Here is a 12,687-nt window from a genome sequence, read left to right on the forward strand (position 1 = left end):
GAAACGAAATGGTATTGACCTAAAATAGCGCCGCTTCGCGTGTCATTTTTTGTCACACGACTGACATACGGGACCAGCGGCTCACCGGGTTTGGCCTGTAGTGCGGTACGAAGCATCCGAAAACAATGACACAGACATGTCATGCCCCTGCCTTACCGTGGCAGCGGTCTGAAACCGTCACCGAACTAGAGGAGTCCTCATGCAACTGAAGCAACTGGCCATGGCAGCCGCGATCGCGGCCACCACCATCTCGGCACAAGCCCAAACCGAAATCCAGTGGTGGCACTCGATGAGCGCAGCCCTGGGCGACTGGGTGAACGACCTGGCCAAGGAGTACAACGCCAGCCAGACCCAGTACAAGATCGTGCCGACATACAAGGGCCAGTATGACGAGTCGATGACGGCCGCCATCGCCGCGTTCCGCGCCGGCAACGCGCCTGACATCCTGCAGGTCTTCGAAGTGGGCACGGCCACCATGATGGCCTCCAAGGGCGCCGTGGTGCCCGTCACCAAGATCATGAACGACGGCGGCTTCAAGTTCGACCAGGGCGAGTACATCTCCGCCGTGGCCGGCTACTACACCGCCCCCAACGGCCAGATGATGAGCTACCCGCTCAACAGCTCGACCACCATCTTCTACTACAACAAGGACGCCTTCAAGAAGGCAGGCCTGGACGAGAACAAGCCGCCCAAGACCTGGCCCGAAGTGTTCGCCGCCGCCGAAAAGCTCAAGGCCTCGGGCCACCGCTGCGCACTGACCACGAGCTGGATGAGCTGGACCCAGCTGGAGAGCTTCTCGCTGTGGCACAACACCCTGTACGCGACCAAGAACAACGGCTTTGACGGCACCGATGCCAAGCTGGTGTTCAACTCGCCGCTGCACGTCAAGCACTTCGAGAACCTGGCCAAGGCCGCCAAGGATGGCAGCTTCGTCTACAAGGGCCGCGGCAACGTGCCTGACGCCGCCTTCGCTTCCGGCGAGTGCGCGATGATCACCGGCTCCTCCGGCCTGTATGCCCGCGTGGTCAAGGAAGGCAAGTTCGCCTTCGGCCAGTCGCAACTGCCCTACTACGCCGATGTGAAGGGCGCGCCCCAGAACACGGCCATCGGCGGTGCCTCCCTGTGGGTGATGGCCGGCAAGAGCGCCGAACGCTACAAGGGCGTGGCTGACTTCTTCAACTTCCTGAACAACACCAAGATCCAGTCCGCCAGCCACCAGCGCACCGGCTACCTGCCCGTGACCACCGCTGCGTACAAGCTGACCGAGGCTTCGGGCTTCTACGAAAAGCATCCCGGCACCGACACCGCCGTGACGCAGATGATCCGCAAGACCACCGACAAGTCGCGCGGCATCCGCCTGGGCAACTTCGTTCAGATCCGCACCATCATCGATGAGGAAACCGAACAGATCTGGACCGGCAAGAAGACTCCCCAGCAAGCCCTGGACACCGCTGTCACCCGTGGCAACGAGCAACTGGGCCGCTTCGCCCGGGCCAACAAGTAATCCTCCCATGTGATCTGCGGTGTGGCCGCTGCGCAGGCAGCCCGCACCGTGCATCACAGGCCCGCAACCGGCGGCCCCACGGCCATCCGGTTTGCGGGCTGTTTTGTTCTACCGAGTTCCGTCATGGAAAAACGCGTTCTTTTTCGATCCGCCTGGCTGCCGTGGTTGCTGATAGCACCACAGATGGTCATCGTGCTGGTCTTCTTTTTCTGGCCCGCAGGCCAGGCCATCGTGCAGTCGTTCCAGGCGCAGGATACGTTTGGCTTCTCCACCGAATGGGTGGGGTTTGCCAACTTCCAGCACCTGCTGGATGACCCTGCCTACCTGGCCTCGTTCAAGACCACGGCCATCTTTTCCGTGCTGGTGGCGGTGTTCGGCATTGCGCTGTCGCTGATGCTGGCCATCTTTGCGGACCGCGTGATCAAGGGCGCGCTTGCCTACAAGACCGCCTTGCTGCTGCCCTATGCCGTTGCGCCCGCCGTGGCGGGTGTGCTGTGGGTGTTCATGTTCTCGCCGTCCATCGGCGTCGTGGCCTATGCGCTGCGCATGATCGGCTATGACTGGAACCACCTGCTGAACTCCGGCAACGCCATGACGCTGATCGTCATCGCCGCGATCTGGAAGCAGATTTCCTACAACTTCCTGTTCTTCCTTGCGGGCCTGCAGTCCATCCCCAAGTCGCTGATCGAGGCCGCCGCCATCGACGGCGCGGGCCCTATGCGCCGCTTCTGGGACATCCAGTTCCCGCTGCTGTCGCCCACCACGTTCTTCCTGCTGGTGATGAACGTGGTCTACGCATTCTTCGACACCTTCGGCATCGTGGACGCCACGACCCAGGGCGGTCCGGGACAGGACACCTCCATCCTGGTCTACAAGGTCTATCACGACGGCTTCAAGGCCATGGACATGAGCGGCTCGGCCGCGCAGTCGGTCGTGCTGATGGTGATCGTGGTTGCACTGACCGTGATCCAGTTCCGCTATGTTGAGAAGAAAGTGCAGTACTGATCATGGTTGAACGCAGTCCCCTTCTCTCCTTTTTCTCGCACCTGATCATGGTGCTGGGCGTGATCATCGTCGGCTTTCCGCTGTACCTGGCCTTCGTGGCCTCCACGCACACGCCGCAGGACATCATCCAGGTGCCCATGCCCCTGGTGCCCGGCAGCAACTTCTGGGAAACCTACAAGGCCGCGCTGTTCGGCGGCTCGGGCCCCGGCTCCAGCGCGCCCGTGGCACGCATGATGTGGATCAGCTTCGTCTCGGCCATGGTGATCACCGTGGGCAAGATCGCGATCTCGCTGCTGTCGGCCTTCGCGCTGGTGTACTTCCGCTTCCCGTTCAAGAAGATCTGCTTCTGGCTGATCTTCGTGACCCTGATGCTGCCCGTGGAAGTGCGCATCGGCCCCACCTACGAAGTCGTCTCCACGCTGGGCATGCTCAACAGCTACGCCGGCCTGACGATTCCGCTGATCGCCTCGGCCACGGCCACCTTCCTGTTCCGCCAGTTCTTCCTGACGGTGCCGGACGAGCTGGTGGAGGCCGCCCGCATCGACGGCGCAGGCCCCATGCGCTTCTTCAAGGATGTGCTGGTGCCGCTGTCCAAGACCTCGATCGCGGCGCTGTTCGTGATCCAGTTCATCTACGGCTGGAACCAGTACCTGTGGCCGCTGCTCGTGACCACCTCGGAAGACATGTACCCCGTGGTCATCGGCATCAAGCGCATGGTGGCCAGCGGCGATACCGGCAACGACTGGAACGTGGTGATGGCGACGGCCCTGCTGGCCATGCTGCCGCCCGCCGCCGTGGTGATCCTGATGCAGCGCTGGTTCGTCAAGGGCCTGGTGGACACCGAAAAGTAAACCGCCCGCCGCCGCCCCAACCCACCGTATAGAACCCCGCAGAGCAAGCGCCAGCGCCCTTCGCTCTGCGACTCAACCAGAATCTTCGTATGGCATCCATTTCCTTTCGCAACCTGATCAAGCGCTACGGCCAGGGCCCGTCGGCCAACCAGGTACTGCACGGCGTCAACGCCGAAATCAAGGACGGCGAGTTCGTCGTCATCGTCGGCCCTTCGGGCTGCGGCAAGTCCACCCTGCTGCGCATGGTGGCGGGCCTGGAGGAGATCTCCGACGGCCAGCTGCTGATCGGCGACAAGGTGGTCAACGACGTGGAACCGGCCAAGCGCGACATCGCCATGGTGTTCCAGAACTATGCGCTGTACCCGCATATGTCGAACTACGAGAACATGGCCTATGGCCTGAAGATCGCCAAGGTGCCGCCCGAGGAGATCAAGCGCCGCGTGGACAAGGCCGCCAAGATCCTGGAGCTGTCCCACCTGCTGGACCGCAAGCCGCGCCAGCTGTCGGGCGGCCAGCGCCAGCGCGTGGCCATGGGCCGCGCCATCGTGCGCCAACCCAAGGTCTTCCTGTTCGACGAGCCGCTGTCCAACCTGGACGCCAAGCTGCGCGGCCAGACCCGCATCGAGATCCAGAAGCTGCACGCCGAGCTGGGCATCACCAGCCTGTTCGTGACCCACGACCAGGTCGAGGCCATGACCCTGGCCCAGCGCATGATCGTCATGAACGGCGGCGTGATGGAGCAGTTCGGCACGCCCGAAGAGGTCTACCACACGCCCGCCTCCACCTTCGTGGCCAGCTTCATCGGCTCGCCCCCGATGAACCTGCTCAAGAACGCGCCCGGCGGCACGGCCGGCCGCATCCTGGGCATTCGCCCCGAGCACTTGGTCGTCGTCAACGAAGGCGGCTGGGAAATCAAGGTGGACACCGTTGAAATGCTGGGTGCCGAGCGCCTGGTCTATGGTTCGCTCAATGGCGAGACGATGACGGTGCGCATCGACGAAGGCGCGCCCTTCCCCAAGTCCGGCGAGACCATGCGCGTGCGTCCTTCCGAAGAGCGTCGCCTGCACTGGTTCGACGCAGAATCCGGAAAGCGGATCTGATCCCCTGAAGGCCGGCTCTCCGACCTTTTCCAAGAGAGCCCCAGAGGCTCTCTTTTTCCATCCAAGCTCCCTTCTTTTGACGGACTCGCCATGACCGAGAACCTGAAATCCTGGCCCTACCCCCTGTGGGTGGCCCACCGTGGCGCTGGCAAGCTGGCGCCCGAGAACACCATGGCCGCCTTCCGCCTGGGCGCTGCGCACGGCTATCGCATGTTCGAGTGCGATGCCAAGCTGTCTGCCGACGGCGTGCTGTTCCTGATGCACGACGCCACGCTGGAGCGCACCACCAACGGCCACGGCACGGGTGGCGACCTGTCCATGGGCGAGATCGCCCAGCTGGACGCCGGCAGCTGGCACTCGCGCGCCTTTGCGGGCGAGGCCCTGCCCACGCTGGAAGCCCTGGCGCGCTGGTGCCTGGCCAACCACTTCTTCCTGAATGTGGAGATCAAGCCCACGCCCGGCCAGGAAGAGGCCACGGGCCGCGCCACGGGCGAGCTGATGAACCGCATCTGGCCCCAGGACCGCATCCAGCCGCTGTTCACCTCGTTCAAGACCGATGCGCTCAAGGGCGCACGCGACACGGCACCGCACATTCCGCGGGGCCTGCTGGTGGACAAGCTGGCCGATGCCACGGGCGATGCCGACCTGCGCACCGCGCTGGACCTGGGCTGCGCGGCCATGGTGCTCAACCATGCGCTGTGGGATGCCGCCCTGGTCGCCAAGGTGCATGGCGCGGGCCTGCGCTGCAGCAGCTATACGGTCAACGATGAATGGGCCGCGCAGCGCCTGATCGACCTGGGCACGGACGGCGTCATCACCGACCGTGTCGATATGTTCAGTCCCGCATCGCGCTGAGACGGCTGCCGGCTGGCGGGGCCGGACCTTTGGAAACAACCGTCGCGGCGGCCCGCCGCACAATGTGCGTCCATGACACCGCCCAGCCCGTGCCCTCTCCCGCTGCGCCCTACATGGGCGCAGGCCTTGCGCCAATGCCTGGCCACCGGCCTGATGGTCCTGGCCATGCTGGTCCTCACTGCGCCCGCTCCGGCCCATGCGCAGGACCGCGCGGCCACGGCGGCGCCCGACGGCCGGCCCGCCCTGCCCAGCGTGGACGATCTGCGCAAGCAGCTGGACGCCATTCCCCGCAAGCTGGCCGAGGACGATGACGGCCGCAAGCTGCTGGACGAGGCTGCGGCCATAGGCACGGCGGCCGACCAGGTCGCAGCCCGCCGCACAGAGGAACTGGCCGACATCGATTCGCGCCTGGCAGGCCTGGGCCCCGCGCCCGAAAAAGGCGCCCCTGCCGATGCGCCCGATGTGGCCGAGCAGCGCGCCAGCCTGGCCAGGCAGCGCAGCGCCGTGGATTCCGAACTCAAGCTCGCGCGGCTGGTGTCGGTCGATGCCGACCAGCGCGGCAACGAGCTGATACGCCAGCGCCGCGAACAATTCCAGGCCGCACTGACGGCCCGCACAGATTCACCGCTGGGCCGCCCCTTCTGGCGCAACCTGCGCGCTGCCGCGCCTTTGGACGCGGCGCGCCTGCAGGGCCTGGGGCGCGAGCTGCGCCAGGCCGTCGCCTCCACCATGGCGTCCGATCGCCGGGGCGGCTTCATCGCCAGCCTGGCCGCCGCCTTACTGATCGCCCTGCTCGGCCCCTGGCTGGCCGAGCGTCTGCTGGTGCGCGCCGCGCCCGCGCGCCTGCCCAGCGGCCGCCTGCGCCGCTCGTTGCGCGCGGCGGCCACCGTCCTGATCAACACGCTGCTGATCGGCCTGGCAGCGCAACTGGCCTGGAGCGTGCTCAAGGCCGGCGATGGCTTCAGCGAATCGCTGGACGCGCTGGCCAAGGCCAGTGTGCAGGTCACGCTGTTCGGCGCCTTCGTGGTGTCGCTGGGCCAGACCCTGCTGTCGCGCAGGCGCAGTTCCTGGCGCCTGCCCGGCGTGTCGGACGAGCTGGCCGAGCGGCTCAGCCCCTATCCCTGGTGGATTGCCGCCGGAGCCGCGCTCAACGGCCTGGTGACCGAGGTCAACGCCATCATCGGCGCCAGCCTGGCCGCCGAGGTCACGGTGCACGCCCTGTCGGCCCTGCTGATTTCGGCCGTGGTCATGCTGGCCCTGCGGCATCTGCGCGCGCCGGCACCGGTCGCGCAGGAAGACGGTGCCCAGGCAGAGCCCGTGCCGCCCCGGCCCTTGTGGGTGGGCCTGCTCGTGGCCTGTGCGGCGGTGGCCAGCATTGCCACCATTGCGCTGGCCGTGACCGGCTACGTGGCTCTGGCCGGAACGCTGGCGCGCCAGATGGTGTGGACCGGCGTGGTCTTTGCCACCACCTACCTGCTGTTCCAGCTGGGCGACGATCTGTGCGAGGCCCTGCTGTCGTCCAAGGGCAGTTTCGGCACCCGGCTGAACCAGAGCCTGGGCATCGAGGGCCGGCTGCTGGACCAGGCCTCGGTCCTGGTCTCGGGCCTGCTGCGCGTGGCCCTGTTGTTCTACATGGTGATCGCCCTGCTGGCCCCGCTGGGCACGGGGCCGGACGAGGTATTTCGCCGCGGCAGCACGGTGAACCACAGTCTCAAGGTAGGCGACTTCACCATGGCGCCGCAGGCCCTGTTCACCGCATTCGCCGTGATCGTCACGGGCCTGATCGTGATCCGCGTGATCAAGCGCTGGCTGACGGACCGCTACTTCCCCAACACCTCGCTGGAGCCGGGCATGCGCAGCTCCATCACCACGCTGCTGGGCTATGTGGGCGGCATCTTCGTGGTGGCCGTGGCGCTGGCGGGGCTGGGCATCAGCGTGGAGCGCATCGCCTGGGTGGCCAGCGCGCTGTCGGTGGGCATTGGCTTTGGCCTGCAGGCCATCGTGCAGAACTTCATCTCGGGCCTGATCCTGCTGGCCGAGCGGCCCGTGAAAGTGGGCGACTGGGTGGTGCTGGGCGATACCGAGGGCGACGTGCGCCGCGTCAACGTGCGCGCCACCGAGATCCAGCTGGGCGACCGCTCCACCGTCATCGTGCCCAACTCGGAATTCATCACCAAGACCGTGCGCAACATGACGCTGGCCGGCGCGCCCGGGCGCGTGCTGCTGCGCCTGCCCGCGCCGCTGGACACCGATGCCGAACGCATGCGGACCCTGATATTGGAGGCCTTTCGCACGCATGAAGGCATCCTGGACACGCCCGAACCTCTGGTGCAGCTCGAAGGCATCGCCAACGGCACGCTGACCTTCCTGGCCATCGGCTACGTGGGCAACCCGCGCAATGCGGGCGGGGTGCGCAGCGATGTGCTGTTCAGCATCCTGGCCTCGCTCAAGGGCGCGGGCCTGTACCTGTCGCCACCGGCCACCACCTCGGTGGCGGCGCCGGTGGTGGCAGGCATGCCGGGTTCGCCAGGCACGCCGCCCATGTCCGGCGACCCCGCCAGCCCGGCCTAGCCGCGCCTTGCCATTTCAGATCGCACATGCGCCGCAACCACGGCCATCAGCTCACGCAGATGGCCGCGCAGCGGCTCGAAGCCCGCGTTGGGCTCGCGCGTGTCCTCGTCCATGTAGACCGGCCGGCGGATCTCGATCTGCAGGCTGTGCCGGCCCAGGTGCGGCTGGCCTATGCGGCCGATCAGCTCCACGCCCTTGTAGGGCTCGTTGTAGGCCACGCTGTAGCCAAAGCCCGCCAGCGTCTCGCCCACCAGCTGGATGAACTGGGGCGCGCAGGTCGTGCCGTCGCGGTCGCCCAGCACGAAGTCGGCCAGCGGCGGCGCGTCGGTACGGCCCAGGCGCTTGTAGACATCGTTGGGCATGGAGTGCAGGTTCAGGTGCCAGACGCCGCCAAAGCGCTGCACGCTGTCATCGATGGCCTGCGCCAGCGCCGCATGGTAGGGACGCCAGTAGCGCGCGATGCGGTGCTCCACCTCGGCCACCGTGCGCGGGCGTTCATACAGCGGCGTGGCCACGCCGTCGCGGCTGATGCGCTGCCAGATCAGGCCCAGGCCCTGGCGGGTCTTGACGCTGGGCGCCAGGGGCACGGGCCACTGGCCGTCGATCTGGGCGGGGTCCAGGTCGGCCTCGCTGCGGTTGGGGTCGATGTAGGTGCGCGGAAAGGTGGCCTCGATCAGCGTTGCGCCATGCGCGGGCCACTGGTCCCAGAGCGCGGCCACATGCGTGTCCTCGCCACGGCGCAGCAGGGACATGGGCACGGCATGGCCGAAATCCTCGGGATAGGACGTGCCGCTGTGCGGCGAGTCGCAGACGATGGGCAGCACCTCGCCGGTGGCGGGGTGCACCACGACCGGGGTGTCCGGCCGGGGGCGCAGGAAATCGGTCTGTGCCATGCGGTCCATCAGTCGAGCTTGATGTTGGCGCGCTTGGCCACGGCCGTGTAGCGCTCGATGGCGGCCTTGATCTGCTTGGCAAATTCCTCGGGCGTGTTGCCCATGGACTCGCCCGAGATGGATTTTTGCTTTTCCAGGTAGTCAGGCATGGCCATGGCCTTGTGCGCAGCCGCATTGAGCTTGTCGATGATGGGGCGCGGCGTGCCGGCAGGTGCGACCAGGCCGAACCAGCCGCCGTCGCCCATCTGCGGGAAGCCCAGCTCGGTGTAGGTGGGCACGTCGGGCAGCACGTCGGCGCGCTTGAAGGCCAGCACGGCCAGCGGGCGCAGCTTGCCGTCCTTGATGTGGGGCAGCGTGGAGGGCAGGTTGTCCGTCATGGCATTGACCTGGCCGCCCAGCGCGTCGGTGATGGCCTGGCCCGCGCCCTTGTAGGGGATGTGCAGCAGGTCGATACCGGCCAGGTTCATGAAATTCTCGATGTTGGCGTGGCCCAGGGAGCCCGTGCCCGGCGAGGCAAAGCTGTACTTGCCCGGGTTGGCCTTGGCCAGGGCGATGAACTCCTTCATGGTCTTGGCGGGCACGCTGGCGTTGATCACGAACACGCTGGGCACGGACATCACATTGGTGATGGGCGCGAAGTCCTTGATCGGGTCGTAGGGCAGCTTGCGGAAGATGGCCGGGTTGGAGCCATGCGTGCTCACCGTGGCCATGCCAATGGTGTAGCCATCGGCCGCAGCACGCGCAATTTCGGAGGCGCCAATGGAGCCGCCCGCCCCGCCCCGGTTGTCCACCACCACGGACTTGCCCAGGATCACGCTCATCTTCTCGGCCAGCAGACGCGCCACCATGTCGGTGGAGCCGCCCGCGCCAAACGGCACGACCAGGCGGATCGGCCGGCTGGGATAGTCGGCAGCCGGGCCCTGGGCCCAGGCGACGGGAGCCAAAAGAGCAGTGGCGGCGCAGGCGGCCAGGCTGGACAACAGGGTGCGGCGCATTGCCATGGTGTGTTTCCTCTCGTGATGGATGAAAGAGCGGCCTGCGGCAGGGCAGGGCTTCGCGGAACAGGCGCCGATTCTGGACAGCCGCCGCACGCGCGAAAAGAGACAAGACGGCAAGCAACTATGACAAACCGTCATAATTGCGTCCGTCATGCGCATGCACTCTCCCTCGCTTTCCGAGCTGCACGCCTTTGCGGCGGCGGCGCGCCTGGGCAGCTACTCGCTGGCAGCCCAGGAGCTGTATGTCACCCAGGGCGGCATCAGCCGCGCCATCGCCCGGCTGGAAGAGCACCTGGGCTTTGCCCTTTTCGAGCGCCAGGGCCGGCGCAGCGTGCTGACCGAGGCTGGCCGTGAATACCTGCAAGCCGTCGAGCCTGCCGTCCAGTCCATCGAATCAGCCTCGGCCGCCGCACGCAGGCGCCACTTCGGCCCGCAACTGCGGTTGTCGGTGGTGCCCACGCTGTTCAGCCACTGGCTGATTCCACGCCTGCCGCGATTCAACGCCCTGCATCCGGGCATCGTCCTTTCGTTCGCCCCCTACCGGCGCGATGACCCGCTGTCCGCCGCCGAGATCGACGGCTGGCTGCGCGTGGGCAGCGAGCCCTGGCCCGCCCATGTGGTGGCCGACTATGTGGTGGGCCGCGACCTGGTGCCCATCTGCCATCCGCGCGAATTGCAGGGCCCGCAAGCCATTCGCAGCGCAGCGGATGTGCTTACGCGCCCCTTGCTGTTTCACACCAACTATCCGGGCAACTGGGCGCGCTGGATGAGCCACCTAGGCCTGCCCGGGCCCTGCCCCGCGCCTGCGGCGGACTTCGAACTGGTGGCCCTGCTGGTCCAGGCCGTGGCCGCCGGCATGGGCGTGGCCCTGGTGCAGCGCTGCCTGGTGGAGGAAGACCTGGCCGCCGGCCGCGTGGCCCTTGCCTTGCCTGCACCCGTCCACATCGAACGCGGCTACTTTCTGTGCCGGCCGGCCGCGCGGGCGCCTTCCGAAGCCTTTGTCCAGTTCCGCGCATGGCTTCTGGAGCAGGCCGCGCCGGGTGCCGTGCCTCCAGCTGCAGTCTCAGGCCCCTGATCGCCGGGAGAAACGCCCTCTTCCGTTGATCTGCATCAATCTTTGCTGTCGGCCATCAGCGCCAGCCGCGCGAAAGCACCCACTGGCAAAGCGCCATCACGAGGACCAGGGCGGTGTAGGTCGCCATCTTTGCATCGCGCCCGAACCACCACAAACCGGCCAGCAACACCAGCGCGCCAACAACCAAATTGATAGCAACCTGCAACCACCAGGCAAGGGATTGCTGCGATTTTCCATAGATCAAAAGCGCGCACAACATCAGGGCCGGCGACAGGAAAAGTGCAGGCGCCAGGAAGTTCAGCCAATGATTCGTACTCGCAATCCATCCCATGTGCGGGCTCCGATTCCAGGGTGTTGTGATCAGGGATGCCTGAAACTGCGCGAAATTTTATAATCCCGGGTTATGGCAGTCTGGGCACTCGGCATCAACCACCACACGGCTCCGCTTGATATGCGGGGACGTTTCGCGTTCGCGCTTGACCAGATCGTGCCCACGCTGCAGGGCCTGCGCGAATCGCTGACCGGCCCGGGCCGCCAGCACAGCGCCGTCGAGACCGCCATTCTCTCCACCTGCAACCGTACCGAGATCTACTGCGCGGCCGAGATGCCGGCCATGGACCATACCCTGCACTGGCTGGCCAACAGCGGCGGTATTTCGTCCGAATTGCTGCGCTCGCACTCCTATCTGCTGGAAGACGGCCATGTGGCGCGCCATGCCTTCCGCGTGGCCAGCGGGCTCGATTCCATGGTGCTGGGCGAGGCCCAGATCCTGGGCCAGATGAAGAATGCCGTGCGCGCCGCAGAGAACGCAGGCGCCCTGGGCAGCACGCTGAACCAGCTGTTCCAGCGCAGCTTCGCGGTGGCCAAGGAAGTGCGCAGCTCCACCGAGATCGGCGCCCACAGCATCAGCATGGCCGCTGCCGCCGTGCGGCTGGCCGGCCAGCTGTTCGAAGACCTGTCCCAGATCCGCGTGCTGTTCGTGGGCGCGGGCGAGATGATTGAGCTGGTCTCCACCCACTTCGCGGCCCGCCACCCCAAGCAGATCATGATCGCCAACCGCACGCTGGAGCGCGGCGAGAAGCTGGCTGCCCAGTTCGGCGCCGGCACCATGCGGCTGGCCGACCTGCCCGACCATCTGCATGAATACGATGCCGTGATCAGTTGCACGGCGTCCAGCCTGCCCATCATCGGCCTGGGCGCCGTCGAGAGCGCGCTCAAGAAGCGCAAGCACCGTCCCATGTTCATGGTCGATCTGGCCGTGCCGCGCGATATCGAATCCGAGGTCAAGGACCTGCGCGACGTCTACCTCTACACCGTGGACGATCTGGCTACCGTGGTGCGCACGGGCCAAGCCCAGCGCCAGGCAGCGGTCGAGCAGGCCGAAGTCATCATCGACCATGGGGTGCAAAGCTTCATGCACTGGCTGGACCAGCGCCGCCCGCAGGCCGGCGTTGTGCCGCTGATCCGCCAGCTCAACACCCAGACCGATGAATGGCGTGCGCTGGAGATTGCGCGCGCCAAGAAGCTGCTGGCCAAGGGCGAAGACATCGACACCGTGCTGGAGGCCCTGTCGCGCGGCCTCACGCAGAAAATGCTGCACGGCACCCTGGCCGAGCTGCACAAGGGCGATGCCGACCAGCGCAGCCAGACCATGGACACGGTCTCGCGCCTGTTCCTGCGCTCGGCCCAAAGCGGCCCGCGCGGCACGGCCCCCGACAAGGCGCTCTAGCGGCGCTCGCCGCCCCTGCGCAGGGCTGCGTGCCAGCGGGCCTGTGGCGCCCCGGCCGCACTTGCGGCCCCTCCCCGCCCCTCCCGGTTTTTACGGCCCATCCGCC

At 66.6% G+C, this 12,687-nt stretch carries 11 protein-coding genes; 8 read left to right on the forward strand and 3 right to left on the reverse strand.

Going from position 1 to position 12,687, the window contains the following annotated elements; translation table 11 throughout:
- The first annotated feature begins 199 nt into the window (after positions 1-199).
- The 6 genes from ugpB to IAE24_RS11770 all read left to right on the forward strand — a co-directional run bounded on the left by ugpB (position 200) and on the right by IAE24_RS11770 (position 7,886).
- Positions 200-1,504: a sn-glycerol-3-phosphate ABC transporter substrate-binding protein UgpB gene (gene ugpB, locus IAE24_RS11745; protein ID WP_013800834.1), complete on the forward strand. Its 1,305-nt coding sequence runs from the start codon at positions 200-202 to the stop codon at positions 1,502-1,504.
- Between the two features lie 123 nt (positions 1,505-1,627).
- Positions 1,628-2,509: a sn-glycerol-3-phosphate ABC transporter permease UgpA gene (ugpA, locus tag IAE24_RS11750; protein WP_012207264.1), complete on the forward strand. Its 882-nt coding sequence runs from the start codon at positions 1,628-1,630 to the stop codon at positions 2,507-2,509.
- A gap of 2 nt (positions 2,510-2,511) precedes the next feature.
- Positions 2,512-3,360, forward strand: coding sequence for a sn-glycerol-3-phosphate ABC transporter permease UgpE (gene ugpE / locus IAE24_RS11755; protein ID WP_012207265.1), 849 nt, complete (start codon positions 2,512-2,514; stop codon positions 3,358-3,360).
- Between the two features lie 89 nt (positions 3,361-3,449).
- Positions 3,450-4,460, forward strand: a complete 1,011-nt coding sequence (gene ugpC / locus IAE24_RS11760; RefSeq protein WP_013800833.1) for a sn-glycerol-3-phosphate ABC transporter ATP-binding protein UgpC — start codon at positions 3,450-3,452, stop codon at positions 4,458-4,460.
- Positions 4,461-4,550: 90 nt separating this feature from the next.
- Positions 4,551-5,315, forward strand: coding sequence for a glycerophosphodiester phosphodiesterase (gene ugpQ, locus IAE24_RS11765; RefSeq protein ID WP_180318888.1), 765 nt, complete (start codon positions 4,551-4,553; stop codon positions 5,313-5,315).
- Between the two features lie 153 nt (positions 5,316-5,468).
- Entirely contained in the window at positions 5,469-7,886 is a 2,418-nt protein-coding gene (locus tag IAE24_RS11770) for a DUF3772 domain-containing protein (RefSeq protein WP_199960350.1), read from the forward strand.
- Here IAE24_RS11770 and IAE24_RS11775 read toward each other — a convergent pair.
- Together IAE24_RS11775 and IAE24_RS11780 are read right to left on the reverse strand one after the other, a co-directional pair.
- Positions 7,883-8,788 (reverse strand): N-formylglutamate amidohydrolase, encoded by a 906-nt coding sequence (locus tag IAE24_RS11775; protein WP_199960345.1) that lies wholly within the window; start codon positions 8,786-8,788, stop codon positions 7,883-7,885. The two genes, IAE24_RS11770 and IAE24_RS11775, sit on opposite strands and share 4 nt — an antisense overlap.
- Positions 8,788-9,780 (reverse strand): tripartite tricarboxylate transporter substrate binding protein BugE, encoded by a 993-nt coding sequence (locus IAE24_RS11780; RefSeq protein ID WP_012207270.1) that lies wholly within the window; start codon positions 9,778-9,780, stop codon positions 8,788-8,790. Before IAE24_RS11780 ends, IAE24_RS11775 begins: the two co-directional genes overlap by 1 nt.
- A 148-nt stretch (positions 9,781-9,928) precedes the next feature.
- Here IAE24_RS11780 and IAE24_RS11785 point away from each other — a divergent pair, with 148 nt between their 5' ends.
- Positions 9,929-10,852 carry a LysR substrate-binding domain-containing protein gene (locus IAE24_RS11785; RefSeq protein ID WP_199960346.1) on the forward strand — a complete coding sequence of 308 codons (924 nt, stop codon included), beginning with the start codon at positions 9,929-9,931 and terminating at the stop codon, positions 10,850-10,852.
- A gap of 55 nt (positions 10,853-10,907) precedes the next feature.
- Here the strand turns inward: IAE24_RS11785 and IAE24_RS11790 are convergent, their stop codons facing one another.
- The gene (locus tag IAE24_RS11790) at positions 10,908-11,183 is read right to left on the reverse strand and encodes a hypothetical protein (RefSeq protein ID WP_013800828.1); all 276 of its coding nucleotides are present in this window, start codon (positions 11,181-11,183) and stop codon (positions 10,908-10,910) included.
- Between the two features lie 72 nt (positions 11,184-11,255).
- On the opposite strand from IAE24_RS11790, the gene hemA reads away from it, so the two are divergent.
- On the forward strand, positions 11,256-12,581 hold the full coding sequence (gene hemA / locus IAE24_RS11795) for a glutamyl-tRNA reductase (RefSeq protein WP_012207273.1): 1,326 nt from the start codon (positions 11,256-11,258) through the stop codon (positions 12,579-12,581).
- The last annotated feature ends 106 nt before the right edge of the window (positions 12,582-12,687 follow it).

The organism is Delftia sp. S65, assembly GCF_016516495.1.
GTDB lineage: Bacteria > Pseudomonadota > Gammaproteobacteria > Burkholderiales > Burkholderiaceae_C > Comamonas > Comamonas acidovorans.